Annotated in this window: 20 protein-coding genes and 1 pseudogene; 10 read left to right on the top strand and 11 right to left on the bottom strand. The window is 65.8% G+C overall.

Going from position 1 to position 23,925, the window contains the following annotated elements:
• Nucleotides 1–59 precede the first annotated feature (59 nt).
• The 3 genes from ACSBPH_RS04425 (at nucleotide 60) to ACSBPH_RS04435 (ending at nucleotide 1,433) form a co-directional block, all read left to right on the top strand.
• Nucleotides 60–320 (top strand): hypothetical protein, encoded by a 261-nt coding sequence (locus ACSBPH_RS04425; protein ID WP_442576388.1) that lies wholly within the window; start codon nucleotides 60–62, stop codon nucleotides 318–320.
• Nucleotides 321–400: 80 nt separating this feature from the next.
• A complete protein-coding gene (locus ACSBPH_RS04430) occupies nucleotides 401–853 on the top strand; it encodes a single-stranded DNA-binding protein (RefSeq protein ID WP_442576389.1) in 453 nt (150 codons plus the stop codon).
• A gap of 73 nt (nucleotides 854–926) precedes the next feature.
• The gene (locus ACSBPH_RS04435; protein ID WP_442576390.1) at nucleotides 927–1,433 is read left to right on the top strand and encodes a hypothetical protein; all 507 of its coding nucleotides are present in this window, start codon (nucleotides 927–929) and stop codon (nucleotides 1,431–1,433) included.
• An 80-nt stretch (nucleotides 1,434–1,513) separates the two neighbouring features.
• Here ACSBPH_RS04435 and ACSBPH_RS04440 read toward each other — a convergent pair.
• A pseudogene (locus ACSBPH_RS04440) lies at nucleotides 1,514–2,038 on the bottom strand (CoA-transferase); the annotation flags it as partial.
• Between ACSBPH_RS04440 and ACSBPH_RS04445 the strand changes: the two are divergent.
• From ACSBPH_RS04445 to ACSBPH_RS04475, 7 genes are all read left to right on the top strand, one after another.
• Nucleotides 1,972–3,243, top strand: coding sequence for an acyl-CoA dehydrogenase family protein (locus ACSBPH_RS04445; RefSeq protein WP_442576391.1), 1,272 nt, complete (start codon nucleotides 1,972–1,974; stop codon nucleotides 3,241–3,243). The pseudogene ACSBPH_RS04440 and the gene ACSBPH_RS04445 sit on opposite strands and share 67 nt — an antisense overlap.
• Before the next feature lie 4 nt (nucleotides 3,244–3,247).
• Entirely contained in the window at nucleotides 3,248–4,090 is an 843-nt protein-coding gene (locus tag ACSBPH_RS04450) for a pyruvate, water dikinase regulatory protein (RefSeq protein ID WP_442576392.1), read from the top strand.
• Nucleotides 4,091–4,113: 23 nt separating this feature from the next.
• Nucleotides 4,114–6,501 (top strand): phosphoenolpyruvate synthase, encoded by a 2,388-nt coding sequence (ppsA, locus tag ACSBPH_RS04455; protein ID WP_442576393.1) that lies wholly within the window; start codon nucleotides 4,114–4,116, stop codon nucleotides 6,499–6,501.
• Between the two features lie 224 nt (nucleotides 6,502–6,725).
• Nucleotides 6,726–7,382 carry a GntR family transcriptional regulator gene (locus tag ACSBPH_RS04460; RefSeq protein WP_442576394.1) on the top strand — a complete coding sequence of 219 codons (657 nt, stop codon included), beginning with the start codon at nucleotides 6,726–6,728 and terminating at the stop codon, nucleotides 7,380–7,382.
• Nucleotides 7,379–8,905, top strand: a complete 1,527-nt coding sequence (locus ACSBPH_RS04465) for an MmgE/PrpD family protein (protein WP_442576395.1) — start codon at nucleotides 7,379–7,381, stop codon at nucleotides 8,903–8,905. The genes ACSBPH_RS04460 and ACSBPH_RS04465 overlap by 4 nt, the downstream gene beginning before the upstream one ends.
• A complete protein-coding gene (gene prpB / locus ACSBPH_RS04470) occupies nucleotides 8,905–9,804 on the top strand; it encodes a methylisocitrate lyase (RefSeq protein WP_442576396.1) in 900 nt (299 codons plus the stop codon). The genes ACSBPH_RS04465 and prpB overlap by 1 nt, the downstream gene beginning before the upstream one ends.
• A gap of 10 nt (nucleotides 9,805–9,814) precedes the next feature.
• Nucleotides 9,815–11,005 (top strand): bifunctional 2-methylcitrate synthase/citrate synthase, encoded by a 1,191-nt coding sequence (locus ACSBPH_RS04475; RefSeq protein ID WP_442576397.1) that lies wholly within the window; start codon nucleotides 9,815–9,817, stop codon nucleotides 11,003–11,005.
• Between the two features lie 37 nt (nucleotides 11,006–11,042).
• Here ACSBPH_RS04475 and ACSBPH_RS04480 read toward each other — a convergent pair whose 3' ends face one another.
• From ACSBPH_RS04480 to ACSBPH_RS04525, 10 genes are all read right to left on the bottom strand, one after another.
• A complete protein-coding gene (locus ACSBPH_RS04480) occupies nucleotides 11,043–11,864 on the bottom strand; it encodes an enoyl-CoA hydratase/isomerase family protein (protein ID WP_442576398.1) in 822 nt (273 codons plus the stop codon).
• Nucleotides 11,865–12,232: 368 nt separating this feature from the next.
• Entirely contained in the window at nucleotides 12,233–13,006 is a 774-nt protein-coding gene (locus ACSBPH_RS04485; protein ID WP_442576399.1) for a carboxymuconolactone decarboxylase family protein, read from the bottom strand.
• Between the two features lie 786 nt (nucleotides 13,007–13,792).
• Complete coding sequence (locus ACSBPH_RS04490; protein ID WP_442576400.1) at nucleotides 13,793–15,598, bottom strand: cytochrome b/b6 domain-containing protein; 1,806 nt, start codon at nucleotides 15,596–15,598, stop codon at nucleotides 13,793–13,795.
• A gap of 6 nt (nucleotides 15,599–15,604) precedes the next feature.
• Nucleotides 15,605–16,579 (bottom strand): electron transfer flavoprotein subunit alpha/FixB family protein, encoded by a 975-nt coding sequence (locus ACSBPH_RS04495; protein ID WP_442576401.1) that lies wholly within the window; start codon nucleotides 16,577–16,579, stop codon nucleotides 15,605–15,607.
• Between the two features lie 10 nt (nucleotides 16,580–16,589).
• A complete protein-coding gene (locus ACSBPH_RS04500; protein ID WP_442576402.1) occupies nucleotides 16,590–17,366 on the bottom strand; it encodes an electron transfer flavoprotein subunit beta/FixA family protein in 777 nt (258 codons plus the stop codon).
• A gap of 436 nt (nucleotides 17,367–17,802) precedes the next feature.
• Complete coding sequence (locus ACSBPH_RS04505; protein WP_442576403.1) at nucleotides 17,803–18,618, bottom strand: enoyl-CoA hydratase-related protein; 816 nt, start codon at nucleotides 18,616–18,618, stop codon at nucleotides 17,803–17,805.
• Nucleotides 18,619–18,657: 39 nt separating this feature from the next.
• Nucleotides 18,658–20,787 carry an acetate--CoA ligase family protein gene (locus ACSBPH_RS04510; protein ID WP_442576404.1) on the bottom strand — a complete coding sequence of 710 codons (2,130 nt, stop codon included), beginning with the start codon at nucleotides 20,785–20,787 and terminating at the stop codon, nucleotides 18,658–18,660.
• Between the two features lie 11 nt (nucleotides 20,788–20,798).
• Complete coding sequence (locus ACSBPH_RS04515; RefSeq protein ID WP_442576405.1) at nucleotides 20,799–21,944, bottom strand: acyl-CoA dehydrogenase family protein; 1,146 nt, start codon at nucleotides 21,942–21,944, stop codon at nucleotides 20,799–20,801.
• 39 nt (nucleotides 21,945–21,983) lie between these two features.
• Complete coding sequence (locus ACSBPH_RS04520; protein ID WP_442576406.1) at nucleotides 21,984–22,751, bottom strand: SDR family NAD(P)-dependent oxidoreductase; 768 nt, start codon at nucleotides 22,749–22,751, stop codon at nucleotides 21,984–21,986.
• 25 nt (nucleotides 22,752–22,776) lie between these two features.
• Entirely contained in the window at nucleotides 22,777–23,919 is a 1,143-nt protein-coding gene (locus tag ACSBPH_RS04525; RefSeq protein WP_442576407.1) for a thiolase family protein, read from the bottom strand.
• Nucleotides 23,920–23,925: the final 6 nt, after the last annotated feature.

Genomic DNA, 23,925 nt, shown 5'->3' on the forward strand with positions numbered 1-23,925 from the left:
TCATCCGGCCTGCCGTCCACTCGAGATACGTTCGAATATGTGTTCTATTGTGGACTGTCATGACGAGCGTTGAAGTAGAACACAAAGCGACGGTTTGGATGACGGACGACAAGCCCGCGCGCATGTTCTACGCCGGTCGCACGTGGCGCGTAACGGATACACCGACACGACTTCGCGACTCGATCTGGAGCTCGTCGCTTGCACCCGGGTGCGGACTCTACGGCTGGCGTTTCCAGGCCACAGATGAGGCCGGCGAATCCTTCATCTTTGACGTCTTCAAAAGCGCCACCGACTGGCACGTGCACCACGCCTACCGCTGACGTCCGCAGACACAGGGGACGGACGCGCACCTGTTGCGTAGGCGGATGGTCCGCTTCACGTCACTCGAGAGGTGAGTCCCATGGCTCTTCACACGCAGCAATCGATCTCCGGCTTCATCGCCTCCGAACCGCAGCGCAGCATCACCGAAGCCGGCGACGTGCGCATGTATGTCCGCGTCGGACAGCCGCAATACCGCCGAAACGACGACGGATCCTTCACCGAACTCGAACCCAGCTTCCACGACATGGTCGCCTTCCGCGCCACCGCCGAACGCGCCCTCGCCCGGTTCGCGAAAGGCGACAGCTTCGTCGCCGAAGGCTACAAGCGCACCTTCCCCATCGAACGCGACGGTCACGTCATCGATGCCGAGGAGTTCGTCGCGAAGAAGCTCGGACACGACCTCGCGCGTACTAACTACGAGGTGGACCGCAGCCGCCGAGCGGCTACCCTGAATCGCGAGGTCGCGACGCGCGACGGAGCGGCGAAGGAGTCGCCGCACGCCAGCGCGGTCACAAGTGCTTTGAAATACTGAGGTCCTGGTGATCCCCGCAATGAGCAGTGCCGATCCGGGAAACTCTGACCGGCACTTCGGGCCCGGAGACGCGATGGACGACGACGGCCCCAGGACGGCCGACCCGCCCCGCCCCGTGAACTGGAACCTGCTCACAGCCGAGCAAGCGCAGAGCGAGTGGATCGACCTCAATCACTGGGTCAATTGGCTGCGCCGCACCTACGGACTGCCCGCATCCGTCATCCCTCCCCTTTGGCATCGACACCCTGAGCTGGTCTGGGAATTGTCTGCACTGCACCTTCACTGGCTCTGCGCGTACGACCCAGACCAGCACGGATCGGCACCGATCGGATGGCATCGCGACTTTGCCGACGCCCGCCAACGTCTCCACGATTGGGTGACCACCTGCGGAACGCGACTCGACCGCGATCGCGCCACACGCCAGACCCGTTGGCCCGGAGAGCCGGCAGCCGAGGTCATCGAAGAGGTGGTAATAAGGAGCCGCGACGAGGACTTCCTCACTTTCGTGCTAACAGATGTCAAGGCCAGGCGCACCGCCGAGCAAGCCTTCTACGCGTCCATGGACGGAAGCCAGGACTAGTTCAGTGGGCTGTTGCCGCAGTCTCGCACCGCGCGTTAGGGACTCCCACCTGCCCGCCATATCCCGATTCCTTTGAAACGTCAGTTCCCTTCGACGGATGCCGCGGCAGCGGCTTCCGTCAGTGAGAGGCCGGTCAGCTCGGCGAGGGAGTCGACGGTGTTGTCGCCGAAGGCCTCGCGGACGGCGAATCCGTCGGGCGTGACGTCGAAGACGGCGTGGTCGGTGTAGACCCGGGTCACGCAGCCGACCCCCGTCAGCGGGTAGGTGCACTCGGCGACGAGTTTGGACTGGCCGGTTTTGGTGAGGAGGTCGGTCATGACGTAGACCGACTTCGCGCCGATCGCGAGGTCCATCGCGCCGCCGACGGCGGGGATCGCGCCGGGCGCGCCGGTCGACCAGTTGGCGAGGTCGCCGGTCTGCGACACCTGGAACGCACCGAGCACGCAGACGTCGAGGTGCCCGCCGCGCATCATCCCGAACGAGTCGGCGTGGTGGAAGTAGGCGGCGCCGGGAAGCGCCGTGACGGCCTGCCCCGCGTGTGCGAGAGGAGGCTGCGGAGACGGAGTCTCGCAGCCACCACTCCGAGGGGCTGCACCAGGCCTTCCTCGAGGCCGGTTTCTACCACCTGCTTCGACCGCGGATGTTCGGTGGGTACGAGTTCACGCTCGCACAGTTCCTCGACGTCATGCGCGAGATCGCCCGAGCCGACATGTCGACAGGGTGGTGCCTCACGCTCGCGTCCAGCCACAATCTTCAGATCGCCTCGTTCTGGCCCGAGGAGGCGCAGCAACAAATCTTCGATTCGCTGTATTTGGCGGCGCCGATGACCTCGGCTCCCTCCGGTCGCCTGATCAGGGTCGAGAATGGCTTCCGAATTGAGGGAACTCACCGCTATGACTCGGCATCACCCTTCTCCACCCACTACTGCGGGCACGCGTTCCACGATGACCGCCCCGACGTGGTATCGGCGTTCATTGCCCCGCGCGACACCTATACAGTCGAGGACGACTGGGGCGGCACTCTCGGTCTGCGCGGCAGCGGCTCCAATTCCGTCACCTTCGACGGCGCTTTCCTCCCGGCCGAGTTCGTGCTCGAGGGCGTCACCCAGGTCACCTATGACGTCTCGAACGGCACCCCGGGGCGCGCGCTGCATGGCAACGCGATGTACGGGGCGCCCACGATGGGGTTCTTCACCGTGGAGCTTTCGTCGCTCGCCATCGCCGCGGCTGAAGCTGCCTTCGATGAATTCGAGGCGCTGATGTCGACCCGCCGTCTTACAATTCCGCCGTACTCGCTCCGCGCCGACGATCTGCAGTATCAGACGACGTTCGGACAGATTCGCACCCGGCTGGACAGCGCTCTTGCGTTGGTGCGGTGGGCGGCGGACCACTTCCAGGACTGCATCGAGTCCCAAGCGTGCGTCACCCCTGAGCAAGACCTCCGCATCTACCAAGCGGGAGTCGTTGCGGGCGAGATCGCCTTCGAAACGGTGGGAGAGTCGATTCTGCGCACCATCGGCTCCAGCGCGACGATGTCCGGCTCACGTTTCGAGAGGATCTGGCGGGACCTGAGCCAGTGGCGCGGGCACGTCACGGCGTCCGTAAAGGAGTCCACCGCCGCCATGTACACGCGGGCGCGGTTCGGCGTGGGTGAGTTCGCCTCCGAGCCGGCAGCCGCCCGCCCGTTAGCACACGCCTCGCTCGTCCTCACCCTCGACGCAGGGATAAGGGAGTCCTTTACTATATCTAAATTTCCTACAGTCTTTCGACTGATGCGGACCGAAACAAGGGCGCCATCTTCGTTAGCTTGATCGCATGGAAACGGGTGGCGGGCAACCTCTGATCGAGAGGCGGGTTCGGGCCGCGTACTTCGTGTCCGACAGCACAGGAATCACGGCGGAAACCCTCGGCAACGCACTGCTCGCCAACTTCCCGGGGATCGCGTTTCTGAAACACACGATGCCCTTCGTCGACACTCCACAGGGAGCGGTCAACGTCGTCCGGAACATAGCGCGCGATGCATCGGCCGGCCTTGCGCCGGTCGTTTTCACGACCACGAAGGACGCGGCCGTGTCTGCCGCCCTTGCGGCGTCTCCGGCCACGATCATCGATCTACTCGGCGGCCACCTCACCGATCTCGAAGCAGCTCTAGGCACGACGGCATCTGAGCAGCTAGGACAGTTCCACCAGCTCGGCGACCCGGGGCAATACTTTGCGCGGATGCGAGCCGTCGAGTACGCCATCGAACATGACGACGGGCAGAGCGATCGAGCGCTCGACATAGCGGACGTCATCATCATCGCGCCAAGCCGCTGCGGGAAGACGCCGACGACGATGTACCTCGCCCTGCAGTACGGGCTGCTCGTCGCCAATTATCCGCTCACCGACGAGGACTTCCCGACTGACGGCCTGCCGCCACTGGTGCGGAAGCATCAGTCACGTTGCTTCGGCATCACGACCACGGCGCTGCGCCTCAGTCAGGTGCGGCACGAACGTCGACCTGATACGCGCTACGCGAGCCTCGCGCAGTGCACGCTCGAGTTGCGCCGGGCAGAGGACCTGTATCGCCGCAATCGGGTGCCCTTCCTCAATTCCTCGACGAAGAGCGTCGAGGAGATGTCTGCCTTGATTCTTCAAACACTGAGGCTCCGACCCTGAACCCGAAACCAAGGAGAGTCCGGATGAGCAATGTTCTCTGGTTCGACGAGATCGGCATGGCCGACCTCCCCCGAGTAGGCGGCAAGAACGCGTCGTTGGGTGAGATGGTATCGAATCTCGCGAATCTCGGCGTCCGCGTGCCGCCGGGCTTTGCGACGACCGCGGAGGCGTTCGGACGTTTCCTCGCACATGACGATCTGCGTGGACGCATCCGGAGTGCCTTGGCCGGCCTCGATGTGGATGATGTGGCGCGACTCACGCATGTGGGCACCGAGATTCGGGCGTGGATCGAGCGACACCCGCTTCCGGCAGACCTCGAGCGCGACATCCGCTCGGCCTTCGACCGCCTGGTGCGAACAGATGCAGAGCCCGACACCGTGACGTGGGCGGTGCGTTCGTCGGCAACTGCCGAGGACCTTCCTGACGCGTCATTTGCTGGACAGCAAGAGACGTTCCTCAACGTCGGAGGCATCGAGAACGTGCTTGCAGCGATCCGCAGCGTCTACGCCTCTCTCTACAACGACCGGGCAATCGCGTACCGCGTACACCACGGATTCCATCATGACGAAGTCGCTCTCTCCGCCGGCGTTCAGCGCATGGTGCGTTCTGACGTCGGCGCATCGGGAGTGATGTTCACGGTCGACACCGAGTCGGGCTTTGACCAGGCCGTCTTCGTCACGAGCTCATACGGGCTCGGCGAGGCGGTCGTGCAGGGCGCGGTGAACCCCGACGAGTTCTACGTCTCCAAACCCGCGCTACGCGCCGGCCGCCGCGCGGTGCTGAAGCGTTCGGTCGGCGAGAAGGCGATCGCGATGCGGTACACCGACAGCCAGGAGGCGGGCGCGAGTACGGCGTTCGTCGACGTGCCCGAAGTATTGCGTGCCCAGTTCTCGCTCACGGACGCCGAGCTCGAGGACCTCGCGCGCCACGCGCTCGTGATCGAAGATCACTATGGCCGTTCGATGGATATCGAGTGGGCCAAGGACGGAGTCGACGGACAGCTCTACATCTTGCAGGCGCGCCCCGAGACTGTCGTCTCCCGCGCGTCCGCCAACGTCATCCGCCGCTTCCGCCTGCGGGAGTCAGGAACAGTCGCGGTCGCGGGTCGGGCGATCGGTCAGCGCATCGGCTCAGGCCGTGTTCGAGTCCTCAGCGATATCGCTCAGATGGCTGATTTCCAGACAGGCGACGTCCTCGTGGCCGACATGACAGACCCCGACTGGGAGCCGATCATGAAGCGTGCCGCGGCGATCGTCACGAATCGCGGTGGACGCACCTGCCACGCCGCGATCATCGCCCGCGAACTTGGCATCCCAGCCGTGGTCGGAACGGGAGATGCCACCCGCACACTCCGCGAGGGGCAGGCCGTCACGGTGTCCTGCGCCGAGGGCGACACCGGGTTCGTGTATGAGGGCATCCTCGATTTCGCTGAGGAGGAGACCCGACTGGATAAGATGCCCGAGGCGCCAGTCAAGATCATGATGAATGTCGGTACACCCGATCAGGCCTTCTCGTTCTCACGCCTCCCCCACCGGGGCGTTGGACTGGCGCGGCTCGAGTTCATCATCAATCGACAGATCGGCATTCATCCCAAAGCACTGCTCGAGTTCGAAACGCTGCCTGAGGAGTTGCGTGAGGAGATTGCCGAGCGCATCGCCGCGTACGGGTCGCCCCGCGATTACTTCGTCAAGCGGGTCGCCGAAGGTGTGTCAATGATCGCGGCCGCGTTCGCGCCCGAGCCCGTCATCGTGCGGATGAGCGACTTCAAGTCCAACGAATACGCGAACCTCATCGGCGGCGAACTGTATGAGCCCCATGAGGAAAACCCGATGATCGGCTACCGCGGCGCCTCCAGGTACATCTCCGCGGACTTCCGGACGTGCTTCGAGATGGAGTGCGAAGCTCTACGCCACGTGCGCGATGACATGGGGTTCACGAACGTTCAGATCATGGTCCCGTTCGTCCGCACGGTCGGAGAGGGTCATGCCGTCATCGAGCTTCTCGCCGAAAACGGTCTGCGCCGGGGCGTCAACGACCTCAAAGTCATCATGATGTGCGAGGTGCCCACGAACGCCCTTCTCGCCGAGGACTACCTCGAGTTCTTCGATGGCTTCTCGATCGGCTCCAACGATATGACTCAGCTCACCCTCGGCCTCGACCGCGACAGTGCACTCGTCGCTGACACCTTCGACGAACGCGACCCAGCCGTGCTCAAGCTGCTCTCACTCGCGATCGAAGCGTGCCGGCGCAAGGGCAAATACGTCGGCATCTGTGGACAAGGACCCAGCGACTACCCCGATCTCGCCGAATGGCTGGTTGCCCAGGGGATCGACTCGATGTCACTCAATCCTGACACCGTCGTCGACACCTGGCTCCAGCTTTCGAAGGTGAAGTTCCGGTCGCATCAGTAGCCGCGGCGATTGTCGCCGTTCGACCGCGCCGTATCGTACGGCCCATCACGCTGGCGGCCTCAGGTGGTGCGCCGTGGGCGACAAGGGATCGAGCCATTCACTAATACGAACTCGAGTTCACATCAGCGAATGCGGGTGATACCGTGAGTGGAGCGGAGCGAGGCCGCGACGAGACGACCAGCTGATGCCCCTCGCGCCCGTTCGATTCAGCGCCTGGAGGAACCTTGCTCGCAAGTGACCGCGTCTACGGCGCACTGCGAGACGACATCCAATCCGGTCTTCTGGAGCCCGATGCGGTCCTCAACGAGGTTGCTGAGTCAACTCGTTTCGGGGTGAGCCGAACACCCGTTCGCGAGGCGCTCAGCAAGTTGGCTGCCGAAGGCCTGGTGCGGCGCAGTCATCAGGGAGTTCGAGTCGCGAGCAGGTTCGGTCCGTCGGAGATCATCTCGCTGTTCGAGGCGAGGCTCGCGCTGGAGCGGGCGGCCGCATCCATTGCAGCGCGCCCCGGCGATGCCGCGACCTTTCAGTCGTTGGAAGCGCAGTTGGCCGCCGCTGCCCACACGGAGGATGCTTCATCGGTAGTCCACGACTTGCTCGCCGGCCACCTGGTCGCGGCGATCGACGACGCCGTCAAGAATCACCGCCTCACAGCCGAACTGCAGAGGTTGCGCACTCACCACGCCCGCCTGCGCGCAGGTCAGAAGGAGCTTGTCGCTCGACGCCGGATGCTCTCGGATGAGCACCGGCTCATCGCCTCCGCGATCGCCGACCGCGACGCCGATCTCGCGGCCCACGCCACCCACGTCCATCTCCACAACGCCCTTCGCAGCATCCTCGACTCGATCGGGGCGACCGACCATCACGAACAGGGAGCAGCATGACCGTCACGCACCATGTCCGCGTCTACCGAAGCGAGGAGCCGCTGCCGCGCGAGGAGCAGCTCGCGTGGAAGATCGCGGAAGTCGCGGCCGACCCGGTCGAGGTCGACTCCGACGTCGTCGAAATGATCATCAACCGCGTCATCGACAACGCCGCCGTGGCCGCGGCATCCCTCACCCGCGCGCCGGTGAGCGCCGCTCGTCAGCAAGCCCTCGACCACGCCGTCTCGATCGGCGGCGACGGCGCGACCGTCTTCGGCTGCGCCCTCGAGCGCCGCACGTCGCCGGAGTGGGCGGCGTGGGCGAACGGCGTCGCGGTGCGCGAACTCGACTACCACGACACGTTCCTCGCGGCGGACTACTCGCACCCCGGCGACAACATCCCGCCGATCGTCGCTGTCGCGCAGCACGTCGGCGCCGACGGGGCGGCGCTCGTGCGCGGTATCGCGACCGGCTACGAGATCCAGATCGATCTCGTGCGCGCGATCAGCCTGCACAAGCACAAGATCGACCACGTCGCCCATCTCGGCCCCTCGGCCGCGGCGGGCATCGGCACGCTCCTCGGCCTTCCGGTCGAGACCATCTATCAGGCCGTCGGTCAGGCGCTGCACACGACGACCGCGACGCGGCAGTCCCGCAAGGGCGAGATCTCGACCTGGAAGGCGCACGCGCCGGCCTTCGCGGGCAAGATGGCGATCGAGGCCGTCGACCGGGCGATGCGCGGCGAGACCTCGCCGTCGCCCATCTACGAGGGCGAGGACGGGGTCATCGCGTGGCTCCTGGACGGCCCGGACGCCTCGTACGACGTGCCGCTCCCCGGTCCCGGCGAGGCCAAGCGCGGCATCCTCGACTCCTACACGAAGGAGCACTCGGCCGAATACCAGGCGCAGGCGTGGATCGACCTCGCACGCAAGCTCCACCACGAGCACCCCGACGCCTTCACCCCCGACAACGTCGCCTCGATCGTGCTGCACACGAGCCACCACACGCACTACGTCATCGGATCGGGGGCGAACGATCCGCAGAAGTACGACCCGACGGCCTCCCGCGAGACGCTCGACCACTCGATCCCCTACATCTTCGCGGTCGCCCTGCACGACGGCGGATGGCACCACGTCGACTCCTACACGCCCGAGCGTGCCGGCCGCGAGGACACCGTCGCGCTGTGGAACAAGATCACGACGGCCGAGGACGAGGAGTGGACCCGCCGCTACCACTCGGACGACCCGAACGAGAAGGCGTTCGGCGGCCGCGTCGTCATCACGTTCGCCGACGGCGGTCAGATCGTCGAGGAGATCGCGGTCGCCGACGCGCACCCCCTGGGCGCCCGGCCGTTCACGCGCGAGGACTACGTGCGCAAGTTCCGCCTCCTCGCCGAGCCGGTGCTTTCGCCGGAGGAGATCGAGCGCTTCCTGGGCCTCGCCGAGCGGCTCCCCGAGCTGACGCCGGAAGAGGTGCAGCAACTGAACATCGTCGCGAAGCCGGGCGCCTTGGCTGGAGTCGCAGTGCGGAAGGGGCTCTTCTGATGCTGTACTCCACCGTCTCCGCGGGCGAGAAGCGGCGCGCGTTCCGTGAGCGGCTTGCCTCGGGTGAGCTTCTGCGCTTCCCCGGCGCCTTCAACCCGCTGTCGGCGCGGCTCATCGAGCGGATGGGATTCGAGGGCGTCTACATCTCGGGCGCTGTGCTGGCGGCCGATCTGGGCCTGCCCGACATCGGCCTCACGACCCTCACCGAGGTCGCCGGGCGCGGCCAGCAGATCGCGCGCATGACCGACCTGCCGGCGCTCATCGACGCCGACACGGGATTCGGTGAGCCGATGAACGTCGCCCGCACGATACAGACTCTCGAAGACGCCGGCGTCGCGGGCATGCACATCGAGGACCAGATCAACCCGAAGCGCTGCGGCCACCTCGACGGGAAGGCCGTCGTCGACGAGGACACCGCGATCAAGCGCATCCGCGCCGCCGTGGACGCGCGTCGCGACGAGAACTTCCTGCTCATGGCGCGCACCGACATCCGCGCGGTGGAGGGGATGGATGCCGCGATCGACCGCGCGAAAGCGCTCGTGGATGCCGGGGCCGACGCGATCTTCCCCGAGGCGATGCGCTCGCTCGAGGAGTTCGAGGCGGTCCGCCGCGCGGTCGACGTGCCGATCCTCGCCAACATGACCGAGTTCGGGAAGAGCGACCTCTTCTCGGTCGACCAGCTGCAGGGCGTCGGGGTCAACATCGTGATCTGGCCCGTCTCGCTCTTGCGCATCGCGATGGGCGCGGCATCCCGTGCGCTCGATACGCTCACGGACGAGGGGCACCTGACCTCGAAGCTCGGCGAGATGCAGCACCGCGCCGACCTGTACGACCTCATCGACTACGAGGCCTACAACCACTTCGACCAGGACGTCTTCAACTTCCAGATCGCTCGATAAGGAGAACGACATGACGGATGCTGAGATCAAGAAGGGGCTCGCCGGAGTCGTCGTCGACTACACGGCCGTCAGCAAGGTCAATCCCGACACGAACTCGCTCCTGTATCGCGGCTATCCCGTGCAGGAGCTCGCCGCAACGCAGTCGTTCGAGGCGGTCGCCTACCTGCTCTGGTACGGCGAGCTGCCGTCCGAGGAGGAGCTCGCTCAACTGCGGGCCACCGAGCGGGAGCACCGCCGGCTGGACCCGGATATCCGAGCTGGCATCGATCAAGTTCCGCTCACGGCGCACCCCATGGACGAAGTGCGCACTGCAGTGAGCCTGATCGGGGCGGTAGATCTCGCCGGGACCGGCTCCGTACTGGACGCGAGCGGGAACGTCGATGACAACCTCGTCCGCAGCATTCGCCTCTTCGCCGTGCTGCCGGCCATCGTCGCATACGGTCAGCGCCGCCGGCGCGGACAGGAGCCGATCGAGCCCCGGGACGACCTGGACTACGCGGCGAACTTCCTCTGGATGACGTTGGGCGAGGAGCCAGACGAGCTCGTCGTGGATGCGTTCAATCGCTCGATGATCCTGTATGCCGAGCACTCCTTCAACGCCTCCACTTTTACCGCGAGGGTCATCACTTCCACACTGAGCGACCTCTACTCCGCCGTCGTCGGCGCGATAGCCGCACTCAAGGGCCCGTTGCACGGCGGGGCCAACGAAGCCGTCATGCACATCCTCGACGAGATCGGCTCGGCCGAGAACGTCGAGCCGTGGCTCGACGAGGCGCTCGCTCAGAAGCGCAAGATCATGGGCTTCGGGCACCGTGTGTACAAAAAGGGAGACTCGCGCGTGCCGACGATGAGGGCCGCGCTCGACGCTCTCATCGAACACTACGACGCGAGCGACCTCGCATCGCTTTACCGGAGCCTGGAGAACGAGTTCGTCTCGCGTAAGGGCATCTATCCCAATCTGGACTACCCCTCCGGCCCCGCTTATCACCTCATCGGATTCGACACTCCAACGTTCACGCCCGTCTTCGTCGCCGCGCGCATCACCGGATGGACCGCGCACATCCTCGAGCAGTCTGCCTCGAATGCCCTCATCCGCCCCCTCTCCGCCTACAACGGACCGGATGAACGGCACATCGATGGGTACGTTCCGGATGCCGCGCAGGTCGAGGCCGCGCAGCGGGCGGAGGAAGCGTCGGAGTGATCCCGACCGCGGCGGTGATCCGAGCGCGCGGCACGCCTTAGATGTGCGGGGTCGGTCGCCAACGGAATCGAGGCCGACTCCGGGACTGGAATGCCGCGACCCCGATCGACATGTCCGGACCAGCGGTCGTCTGCGCCCACGCTTCCCTCCAGGTGGCATCGAGATGGTCGCTGCCATCGACGGTCAGGTCGACGATCTCCTTCATCGTCTGCACCGAGAACTGAGAACGACTGCGAATAAGGCGCGCCAACCACATGCCCGACGCGGAGAACTCAGAGTCGTCGAAGACGTCTGCGATCAGCCCCAGGGCCAGGGCCTGTTGGGCGGTGAAAGTCTCGGCGCTGAAGAGTATGTACTTCGCCGCCGCGGGACCGACCAGTCGAATCAGGCGTTCGATGCCAGATCGCGGGTAGAGTACCCCGAGTTTCGCGGGGGTGATCGCGAAGGCGGATCTGGCGCTTGCGACGATGAAATCGCAGGCGGATGCGATTTGCCACCCGCCGCCCATGCAGGCCCCGTCCACCAGCGCGAGGCTCGGCTTTCTCAGCGCGGACAGCGCTTCGTCCGCCAGGCTGAGCCGGTCGACGGGACCGTCCGCCGCCGAATCGTCGAAGAGGATGGAGGATAGCTCGCCGATTGCTGCGCCAGCGCAGAAGGTGTCGCCGGCACCCCGAAGCACGATCACGTCCACGTCCGGGGCGCTGTCGGCCTCCAGTGCGATCCGCTTCAGTGCGATGCACATGCTTCGGGTGAGGGCGTTCCGCTGCGCCGGGTTGCAGATTTCGATGGTCGCGACACCCTCCTCCACGTACAGATTGACGGAGGCGCTTTCGACTTCTTCTTCGATCCCGGCGGTCACAGTGTGCCTCACGAAGCGAGGAAAGCCGCCCGGCTGGTGGACCGGCGAATCGGCTCGGTCCGCCCATCCCGGGTCTGGCTGACTCTATGGATACGGCCGGAGTACTCGGCGCGCGCCGCGAATGCCAGCTGCATCGGGTCGCCGTGGAACCTGAACTCCAGCGGATTCGCGGAAGGGCATGGGTCAGGTGCGGTCGTCATCACGACTCACAAGGCCAAGCCGCCGGACGAGGGACGCGATGAAGGTGCCTTTCGGAGCGGATCCCGTCTCAGCGATGCGGGGCCATCCTCGCCAAAGCACCGGCTCATCCGTGCCGCCTCGTGCGTACCACCCGACCGACTCGATCACGGCAACCCCAGTTGGCGTGCTTAGCGGTCGGTCGAGTCGATGCCGGCACGGGCCAATCCACCGGAAAGGGCGGGATCAGGAGACTCGGCTTCGGACTCCGAAAAGAGAACTTTCGCACCGAGGATGTAGCTTTCGAGGCCGAAGGTGCCCGTCAGCTGGAATATCTCGAGAATCTCTTCAGCACTGGCACCGAGGTCGAGCGCATTGTTGATGTGCCGACGCAACCCGGGAATGTATGTGTGCGCCACGGTCGAGTCGATCCCGATGCAGATGAACTCGCGCTCCTTGGTGGTGAGCGGGCCACCGTTCCAGGATTCTGTCGAGAGCGCGTCGAGAGCGCGGTAGTAAGACGGGATCAACCGTGCGAGCGCTTCCCGATCTGGGTTCCAAAAGCCCCGCGCCTCGATGAAGGCCTGCTTCGCCGCCTCGAACTCCGCATCCGCGGCCTCGTCGATCTCGATACCCTGACCCCGACTGGCGAGTACATCGTCGAGCACCGGGATCGTGGTGTACAGGGCATGGTTCGCGAGCGCGACGATCGTCAGCAGAACGTCGATGATCTCGCCGTGAGTGGCGCCTGCCTTGATGGCTCGATGAGCGTGCCTGCGGACGGCCTCGTGATTGAGGCTTGTCACCGACGCACTTATCGCGACAAGGATGAGCTCCTTCATCCGTACACTCAGATGACCGCCACGGAATGGAGCCGCCCAATAGGCAGCGGCTACGTCGAGCGAGCCCCACGCGGCATCTTCGAAGGCGTCGAGGTCGGCGACCTCTGCGATGGTGTCGCGCAAGGACACAAACGTCTCTTCCGAATAAGACCGATTCGAGTTACTCGACACTGACCAACCGCCTTTGTTGATGGCTTTACCAGCCGATTTTCACGAGGGCCCCGCCGGAGATCGGAAGTCTCTTGGGCGGACGCGAGCGCGCGACATGCCGCGAGCACTCGGCCCCCTCCTTCGAAAAAAGCGCAGCACCGTCGGTCATCCGTTCCCTATCGATTCGCCCGGACTCTGACCAGTTCCCACGACCACAGCCGCCTTGTCAGCAAGTCGAGCGATGCCGTTCCTTCAGACGCACGTTGCTTGAAAACAAGCATACACTATACGATATGTACGTTCGCAAATAGGAACTTGGTGCTCGTCCTACACCCATCTCACTGTCCGCGTCGACTGTCCTGCCTCTCTCGCCGCTTGATCAGATCGAAGTCGCCTCGCAGGTCGGATGCGATGCTTTCAGCCTGCGACTCATCCCCGTCATGCCTACGGATATCGATGTCATGGCGCAGTCAGCGTGCATAGAGATCAAACGGTCTCTAGCGGATGCCTCCGTGGACGTCTTCGATGTCGAGGTGATCCGCGTGACAGCACACTTGGAGGTGGACTCCCTAGTTCCATGCTCGAACTCGGTGCGGAGCTCGGAGCGAAGCGCCTCGCGGTCACTTTCGGGACTGCCGAGGAGTTACTCGAAGCACGGAGCGGACGCTCATGGGGCCAAGCGGAAGCGGCTGACCCGTCGTCGCTCATCAGACCACTCTCGGACAAGGTGGCGAGAGGTCGCACATGCATTACCACATGTCACCGCCCGGTGACGTTGCCGAACAGACGGGCGATGGGCGCCAGGACGAGGGGACGCGCAGCGATCCAGGCCGCGGCGATGACAGCGAGAGACGCGACGAAGATCCAGAAGCCGGCCCAGTTGACGGCATCCTGCGAGGCGTACATGTGGTTGAGGTTGCGCAGCGCCCCCGTCGCGAACACCAGCGTCACGTGGGCGACGATGAACAGCACGAAGTAGATCATCATCGGGAAGTGCACGGCTCGGGCCCACTCGATCGGGTAGGCACGATTGAGGCCCTGCGCGTTTTTGGGCCAGACGCCGCTCATGCGGACGCCGGTGAGGGTCGCGAGCGGCGCGGCGAGGAACACGGTCGCGAAGTAGGCGAGCTGCTGCAGCGAGTTGTAGTTGACCCAGCCGTTCTCGGTCGGCCAGTCGAGAGAGACGTACTGCAGCGCCGCAGAGAGCGCGTTCGGGAAGACGGCCCAGCTCGTCGGCACGATCTTCATCCACTGCCCCGTGGCGAACAGCAGGACCACGTAGATGACGCCGTTGACGATCCAGAGGATGTCGAGCGACTGGTGGAACCACAGGTTGAGGCTGATCTTTTGGCGGTTGTTCCGCGGCGACCAGAAGACGCTCGGCCGCTTCTCGGTGCGCACCTGGAGCCCCGACCGGATGATCAGGACGATGAGGAACGTGTTGAAGAAGTGCTGCCAGCCCAGCCAGGGCGGGATGCCGACCGGTGCATTCTCGGGCAGGGGGTACTCGCCGGGATAGGCGGCGAGAAACTGCTGCATGAACTCGAGGCTCAGCAGCCACCTGGTCGCGAGGACCACCATGCCCGCGGCGAAGAGCAGTCCTGCGCCGGCGACGAGGGCAGCGCCGGCCCACTGCAGCTTCGTGAAGGGCCCGTAGCGCCGCGGTTCGGGCTTCGGCCGGGGTCGCGTGCGCGCCGCCGCGCCGGGCCAGACGGTGCGCGTGTACGGCAGCGGCGGCCGCTCCCCGCCGACAGGGACGATGGATGCTGCGTCATCCGTCGCGGAGACTCCCGATGAAGTGGTCAGAGCTGTCAGGGCGGGGACTGGGCCTCCCGTCGCGGCTGTCGTCGTACGCGTGAGGCCTCGACGGATGGTCCGCGTGTCCTCGAGCGTGTCGACGACGCCATCCGCGGTTCCTGAGTTTGTCGAGGAGTCGAACTCCAGCCCCGCGGACGGGGTCGGAGCGAGGACGTTCCGCTGCCTTCGGACTGCGGATGCCGGCGGCCAGGGCTCCGCGCCGGCAACGCGCGGCAGGCCACGGCGCAGCGAGCCATCGCAGGCCAGGTCCGCAATCTCAAGCTCACCGGTCGTTGATTGAGCGAAGCGAGACGAGACGGGTCCGGCAGACGCGGTGGCGCCGGCCGCGACCGTCGCCGGCGGAACCCCGACGCGTTCCGTCTCGTCGCGAGGCACCGCGAGACGGGATGATTCGCCGGCCACGAGGCGGACGACCGGCGGCCACGGCGTCCCGCCCGGCACGCGCGGCAACCCGCGCCGCAGAGCACGCCGTTTCCCCGTCGCCGAGCCATCCCCGGCCCGTGAACTTGTCAGAGGGTCGAACTCCGCGCCTCCGGTCACCGTCGACTCGACGGTCTTGGCCGACGCGCGACCGTCGCCGTGGGACGCTGCGACGGGCCGCCCGGCGTCGGCGGTCAGGGGCTTGACGACCAGGGATGCCGCGGCACCGTCGCCATCCGCCTCAAGTGCCTCGCCGGCCAGCGGCCACGCCTCGCCACCCGCCGTGCGGGGCAGGCCTCGACGGATCGACCGCGCGTACGTCGCCACCGCCGGTCAGGCCTTCTTCGCCTCGAGCGCCGCGATGAGCTGCGGCACGACCGTGAAGAGGTCGCCGACGACGCCGAAGTCGGCGATCTCGAAGATCGGGGCATCCCCGTCCTTGTTGATCGCGACGATGGTCTTGGCGGTCTGCATGCCCGCCTTGTGCTGGATCGCGCCCGAGATGCCGAGCGCGACGTAGAGCTGCGGCGACACCGAGACGCCCGTCTGCCCGACCTGATAGGACTGCGGCACGTAGCCGGCGTCGACCGCCGCCCGGGACGCGCCCACTGCCGCGCCGAGGACGTCGGCGAGCTGCTCGACGAGCGCGAACTTCTCCCCCGAGCCGAGGCCGCGACCGCCGGAGACGACCTTCGTCGCACCGCGCAGCTCGGGCCGCGACGAGGCGAAGACGGCCTCTTCGACGGACTCGATGGATGCCGCGGGCCTCCCCGACGCCGGGACGCTGAGGGTCTCGACCTCGGGTGTCCGCGCCTCAGCGCGCGCTTCGATCGCGCCCTGGCGGATCGTGATGACCGGAGCACCCCACGTCGCGGCGGAGTCGACGTTGTAGGCCCCGCCGTAGACGGAGTGGTGCGCGACCACGCCCTCGGCATCCCGTGAGACGCCGACGGCATCCGCGCACAGCGCCGCGCGGTTGCGCGCGGCGAAACGGGCCGCGACATCCCGCCCCTCGACCGAATTCGACGCGAGGATCGCATCCGGGCGTACGAGGCTCGCCGCAGCGCTCAGCGCGTCCACTTGAGGAAGCGTGAGCAGCGACGAATCACCGGCCGCCGTCAGTACGATGGCGGCACCCAGGTCCCCCGCCGTCGAGGCGATTTCTGGAGCATCGCCACCGACAGCAAGTGCGACAGGGGTGCCCACCGACGCCGCCGCTCCCAGTAGCTCGGCCGAAGATTTTGCGAGATCCCCAGAAGGGGTGATGTCCAGGAGGACCAATATCGAGTCGGCAGGAAACTCAGCCATTTCTTCTTCCTCACGCGAGCCGGTTCTGGGCGAGGAACTCGGCGAGCTTCTCGCCCGCGTCGCCCTCGTCGACGATCTTGACCCCGGCCGCACGCGGCGGCTTCTCGGTCAGCGCGATGACGATCGAGTGTGCGGCGCTGTGGTCCTCCGCCTCGATCGAGAGGTCCGCGAGCGACAGGGTCTCGAACGGCTTCTTCTTCGCCGCCATGATCCCCTTGAAGTTGGGGAACCGCGCATCCGGCAGCGCCTCCGTGATCGAGATGACGGCCGGCAACGGCGCCGAGACGCGCATCGTGCCTCCGTCCGACGCCCGCTCGCCCGCGACGGAGCCGTCGGCAATCTCGACCGAGTTGAGCCACGTCGCACTCGGGACGCCGAGCAGCTCCCCGATCATCGCGGGGATGACTCCGCCGGCTCCGTCCGTCGAGAGGTTGCCACCGATCACCAGGTCGAAGCCGATCCGCTGAAGCGCCGCGGCGAGCACCTCGGCCGTGAGGACGTGATCCGCCCCGAGGAGGCCGTCGTCGACGACCTGCACGGCGGACGCAGCGCCCATGGCGAGGCCTCGACGCACCGTCGCGGAGGCCGACGCGGGTGCCACCGAGAGGACGACGACCTCCGCGCCCGGGTTCTTGTCGGCGTAGCTGAGTGCCACTTCGAGGGCTCGCTCGCAGGTCTCGTCCATGACGGCTTCGCTCGCGGCGCGATCGGCGAGTCCCGTCTCGAGGTCGAGCTTGCGATCCCCGTAAGTGTCCGGGACTTCCTTGACCAGGACAACGATCTTCATACGCGTGCGCTCACAATCCCCGGCTCATACTAGATGCCGAACGGCTATACTTATTTGAGTATAACGCGCATGACGCCGCACCGCTCCTGAAGGCTGAAGTCCTCAGCGACCTCGCGGCCAAGTGGGGTGAGACGACCATGTTGGGAACCCTCGTCGGGGACTCCGTGGGCGCCGAGGTTGCAAAGACTCGAGAGACCCACGTAGGGCTCAACATCGGTCAGTCCGTCGCCGAGCACACCGGAATCGCGGTGCCCATCATCAACGGCAATGCTCCGGTTACCACGACGCTGGCCGTGGCCGGGCCTTGGTAACACATGGAAGACAACGTAGAAGCCATTGCTGCGACATGCTCGCGGCAGCAAGAAGTATCTCCAGCTGATCCGATATCGAAGCACTTCGCCCGGTCATGCGTTCGCGTGGGGACGGGCGAAGCGCTTCAACGACCTTCGTAGACGGGCGGCCGCTTCTCAAGGAAGGCGCGCATTCCCTCCTTCTGGTCTTGCGAGTCGAACAGCACCTGGAATGCCCGACGTTCAAGGAGGAGCGCGGTGTCCAGTGGCACGTCAGCGCCGTATCTGACAACCTCCTTGATCGCCGCAACCGCAAGCTGAGGCATCCGCGCGACATCCTCGGCAATCTCATCCGCCCGCTTCAGCGCGTCACCGTCTGCTACGATCTCCGAAACTAGCCCGATCGTGTGCGCCTCCGTAGCGGAGATGCGGGCCCCCGTCAGCAGCATCCGCATCGCCTGATACCGGCCGACTGCGCGAAGCAACCGCTGGGTACCGCCGGCGCCGGGAATAACACCAAGGAGTATCTCCGGCTGGCCGAAGCGCGCCGTCTCTGATGCGACGATCATGTCGCAGCAGAGCGCGAGTTCGCATCCACCACCCAGTGCGTAGCCCTCCACGGCCGCGATGAGCGGCTTCGAGCAGTCGCGCAGGGCGCTGAACATGCGATCGGTCACGCGAAGTGTGTGCTCCACCGGAGTGAGGTCGGCCATCTCAGAGACGTCAGAACCGGCGACGAAAGCCCCGCCGGCACCGGTGATCACGAACGCGCGCACTGAGGGATGCTGTTCCAGCTCGCTGACAGCCGCCGCAACGCGGTCCTTCACCTCGATATTCAGTGCGTTTCGGCGTTCCGGACGGTTGATCGTCACGCGAATCACGCCCGGAGCACTCTCCTCTACGTGGACAATCTCCGTGGAAAGTGCCGCGGCTCGTTCTGCGGCTCTCGTTTCATGAGTCATCGAGGTTTCCTTCACGGGCTTGATCTGTTGGGAGGAGGATTACGGAGCAGGGTTCGCGACGATGAGCCCGTCTACAGCGATGACACCCTCCCCCTCCCCGCGCACGAGGAGGGGGTTGATCTCTGCTTCACTGACGCCTGGCGTCTCACTGTGCGCGAGCTGTGACATGGACACGATGGCGTTTGCAAGCCCAGCGATGTCGCCCCGCGGAAGACCTCGGTAGCCACGTACTCCGGTCAGCGCCTTGACCTCGCCGATCATGAGCTCTGCTTCCGCGAACGAGACGGGTGCCACGCGCACCGAGATGTCACGGGAGATCTCGGCGAGCACGCCGCCGGCGCCCAGCAGGACGACGGGTCCGACCTCGGGGTCCCGGCGGAACCCGAGGATGACCTCTATCAGACCTTTCACCATCTCCTGCACGAGAACGCCTTCGATTACCGCGCTCGGGTGCGAGGCAGACACCTGCTCCCTGATTCGCTCGACCGCGGCCTCGAGCTCGGCTTCGTTCGCGATCCCGAGCACCACGCCGCCTGCCTCGGTCTTGTGCGCAATGTCGGCGGAAAGCACTTTGGCAGCGACCGGGTATTCAAGCCCACGGCCCTTCAGCGTCGCTGCATGGTCCGGGCGGATGACGGTTGTGCGCGCGGTGCCGATGCCGAGAGCCGCGAAGACCTCGGCGGCCTGCGCCTCATTGGGGCCTGTGGCTCCGAAGCCGGACAGCAACTCATGAACGGCGCTCATGTCCGTTCCAGCGTCGAACTCGAGCTTCGCCGGTTCGACCCACGCGGTCCATGCACGGATGGCATCCGCGCATGCCTCCGGCGTGCGGAATCCAGCAACCCCGGCATCGGTCAAAGTTTCCAGCGCATCTGGCGCATGCGGTGCGAAGAAGCCTGCGAGAGGCTTTCCGAATCGGGATGCCTGGACGATCGGCCCTGCGGAGATCTCCGGCTGGAATTGGGCGGAGCTGCCCGCGATGGCCAGGACGAGGTCACAGTGGTCGGACGCGGCCAGCTCGTCGATGACGGCCCCATAGACATCCGCGCGAGTACCGGCATGAGTGAGGTCTGTGAGCGGCCCGCTCGGGATCGTCACACCACGGTCCGCGAGTGAGGTCACGAGCTCGGCGGGTGGCGCGACGATGTCGACCCCGAACGACCCCAACCGATCGACGACTGTCGCGGCGCCGCCTCCCGTCGTCGACATCACCGCGACGCGGTGGGAGGGGGACGGACGATGACCCGAGATCATCGCAGGTAGCTCGAACATGGTCTCGATGTTGTCGATCCGAATGATGCCGTGCGCGCGGAAGAACGCGTCGGAAACCTCGGCGGAGCCGGCCATGGCGCCCGTGTGCGAAGCGGCGAGGGTTCGCCCCAGATCGGAACGGCCGAGCTTGTAGGCAACGACCGACTTGCCGGCATCGACGGCGCGACGTGCGGCGACGGCGAGCCGGGGCGCGTCGCGAATAGTCTCGAGGAAGAGCAGGATCGTCTCGGTCTGCGGATCATCGACGAGCCAGTCGGTGAGTTCGCCGACGGCGAGATCGCTCTCATTGCCGATCGAAACGACCTTCGAGAAGCCCACCCCACGTCCAAGGCCGCGGGAGAGCAGACCGCCGGTCATGCTTCCCGACTGGGAGATGATCGCGAGAGATCCGGACTTGATCGGTAGCTGCTCGATCGCGGCGTTGACGGAAAGAGCGCAGGAGGGCTCCGTACTCAGGATTCCGCTGCAGTTCGGCCCCAGAAGGCGAAGTCCGCCGGCTCGAGCACGCTCCACGATGGCGTCCTGAGCGGCCTTGCCCTCAGGCCCCGACTCGGCGAACCCGTCGGCGTAGATGGTGGCGACTGGCACGCCCTTCTCGATGCAATCGTCTATGACCGCAGCCACGGCCCGACCCGGAACCATGATGAAGGCGTGGTCGATCTCATCGGGGTAGGCCGTAACGGAAGGGAACGCCGGCTCGCCGAAGATCACGTCCCTATGCGGATTGATGGGGACTATGGTCCCCTCGTAGCCGTGGTGACGCAACGAGCGCTGCGGACGTGCGGTGTGCTTCGTGGCATCACTCGATGCTCCGACGAGGGCGATCGTCCGCGGGGCGAAGAGCGCATCGAAGACGCGGCGTTCACCGATGGATGCGGGGCTGGTGCGGGGTTCCACCATCAGTCCTTTCAGGTGCGCTGGGAAAAGCGGCGCTCGAACACCGTCTCGGCGATGCGGTTCAGCAGCATCTCAATCGTGCCCCCGGCGATCATCCATCCGCGGGTGCGTCGAAGGCAGTACTCGACGAGCAGCTCATCGCTATAGCCCATGCCGCCGAGGACCTGCAGGGCCTCGTTGGTGACGTCGAATCCGTTCCTGTTGCAGATCACCTTCGCGATGGCCGTCTCCTCGGCCGACGGGAACCCGGTGTCGGCATTCACCGCGGCGCGATAGAGGAGGAGCTGGGCGGCGTCGAGCTTGATCTTCATCTCGGCGAATTTCCACTGCAGGCCCTGGAACTCGGCAAGCGGGCGACCGAACTGCTTGCGCGTCAGTGCGTGCTCCTTAGCGATCTCGTAGGAGTAGCGACCGAGCGCAAGAGCGCGCGCGCTATTACCGATTCGCTCGACGTTGAAGCCGCTGATCTGCTGCTTGAAGCCGCCTTCCCCGAGAAGAACGTTCTCGGCCGGAATGTAGACGTTGTCGAAGAAGATCGGGTTCCAGTCCTCTCCCCCCATGAACCGGGCGGGCGCACCGAAGCTCAGGCCCTCCGCGCCGCGCTCGATGAGCACCGAGCCGATGCCGTTCGCACCCGGGCCGAAACGGACATAGGTCAGGAAGACGGAGGCGTGCAGGCCATGCGTCGTGAAGATCTTGGTGCCGTTGATGCGGAACCCGTCGCCGTCCGGCGTGGCTGTCGTCGTCAGCTCCGTGACGGCAGAACCGGCATCGGGCTCCGTCATGGCGACGCAGATGAGTCCGTCGCCCTCGAGGAGGGGCTTCAGGAAGCGCTCCTTCTGGTCGACCGTCGCGAAGTTGGCGAGCACCCGGAGCGCGCCGAAGTTGCCGGCCTGGATGACGTCAGCGCTGCGAGGACAGACCGCGGCGATCTGCTCGATGGCGATGACGGCGTCCATGAGGGTGCCGCCGCCGCCGCCGTCGGCCTCGTCGACCGTCAGCCCGATCAGCCCGGTCTCGGCCATCTTCTTCGCGACATCCCAGGGATACTCGCTGCTGTGCGCGCGCTCGTGCGCGCCTTCCGCCAGCTCCCGTTGCGCGAACGTGCGCACGAAGTCGCGGAATTCCTTCTGTTCTGAGGTCAGCTCGAAGTCCACGCTTGCCTCTCCTTATCTGTGTCTGAACGGATGCTCGCGTCAGCGCGGCGGCATCCGGATCGCACCATCCAGTCGAATGGTCTCGGCGTTGATGTACTCGTTCTCCAGGAGGGCGACAGCCAGATGCGCGTAGTCGCGGGGGTTGCCCAGGCGGGAGGGATGGGGGACGGCTGCGGCGAGGCCCTCTCGAATGTCCGTGCGGAGTCTCGCGAGCATCGGCGTATCGAACGTTCCCGGGGCGATCGTATTCACCCGGATGCCACGGCTCGCGAGGTCACGCGCCGCTACCAGCGTCAGCCCATGCACTGCCGCTTTTGATGAGGTGTACGCGGCCTGCCCGATCTGGCCATCGAATGCCGCGACCGAGGCCGTGAGCACGATCGAACCGCGATCGCCGTCGAGAGGCTCATTCTTGCCCATGCGTGCAGCGGCAAGGCGCAACACGTTGTAGGTCCCGATGAGATTGACCGAGACGACGTTCTTGAAGCTCTCCAGGTCGCCGGGAGCGCCCTCCTTGTCGACGATACGCAAGCGGTCACCGCCTCGACCCGCGCAGTGAACTGTGCCGCGAAGCGGTCCCCGCGTTTCGGCCAGGTCGAGCGCCGCCGAGACCTGCTCATCATCCAGGATGTTGGCGACCGCGAACCCTGCACGGTCGCCGAGCTTCTCGGCAGCAGCGGTGCCGCTCGCTTGGTCCATGTCGACGATCGTTACGAAGGCACCGCGCTCGAGTAGAGCCTCCGCTGTAGCCAACCCGAGACCGGAGGCGCCCCCGGTGACGAGGACGGATGTTCCGTCAAGATGCATGCTGAGTTCCCTTCAGAGGACGTCGCTAGGAGACGAGCTCGAGGATCGACGCATTGGCAGTCCCCCCCGCCTCGCAGATCGCCTGTAGGCCGTACCGAATGCCGTTGTCACGCATGTGATGGACGAGGCGCGTCATCAGAATCGCCCCGGAGGCCCCCAATGGGTGCCCGACTGCGATAGCACCGCCGAGCGGGTTGAGCCGGGCGGGGTCCGCTCCCGTCTCGTCGAGCCACGCCAGTGGAACGGTTGCGAAGGCCTCGTTCACTTCGAAGGCACCGATATCCGAGATCCCGATGCCGCTCTGCTTGAGCAGCTTCGCGGTGGCGGGAATGGGTGCGGAGAGCACCATCTTGGGGTCGTCACCGACTGCGACTCCGCTGTGCAAGCGGACGATGGGAGTGAGGCCCAGCTCCGCGGCTCTCTCGGGGGTGGTCACGATCACGCCGGCCGAGCCATCGGAGATCTGCGACGAGTTGCCGGCCGTGACCACGCCGTCCTCGTCGAACGCGGGTTTCAGGCCAGCGAGGGCCTCGAGGGAGGAGTCACGGCGAATTCCCTCGTCGACCGCCATGTCTGGCACTTGCGGGATGTTGATGAGCTGCTGGTCGAACGCCCCGGAGTCGGTGGCGGAGGCGGCCTTCGCATGCGAGCTCAGGGCGAACTCGTCGAGCCGCTCCCTGCTCAGATTCCAGCGCTTCGCCATCATCTCGGCGCCGGGCCCTTGGTCGAACGCTTCGGCGTCGTACCGGATCTTCATGCCAGGCCCGTAGGGCTCTCCGACGGCACGCGTCGCCCCGAGAGGCACTCGACTCATCGACTCGACTCCGCCCGCCACGACGAGGTCGTATCGACCCGACATGACGCCCATTGCGGCGAACTCGATGGCCTGTTGGCTCGAGCCACACGCGCGGTTGATGGTCACTCCCGGGATCGACTCGGGCCAGCCCGCAGCCAGCAGTGCGAACCGGCCCACGTTCCCGGACTGGTCCCCCAGCTGAGTGACGCAGCCCCACAGGACGTCGTCGACCAGCTCCGGAGCGAGGCTCGTCCGCTCGAGCAGCGCGTTGAGCACCCCCGCGGATAGATCCACCGGGTGGACATCGGCCAGAGCCTTTCCTCGCCGCCCGATGGGCGTCCGAACAGCTTCCACGATCACCGCTTCATGCACGGTGGC

Origin of the sequence: Microbacterium sp. F51-2R, from assembly GCF_052180235.1 — a bacterium.
Classification (GTDB): Bacteria; Actinomycetota; Actinomycetes; order Actinomycetales; family Microbacteriaceae; genus Microbacterium.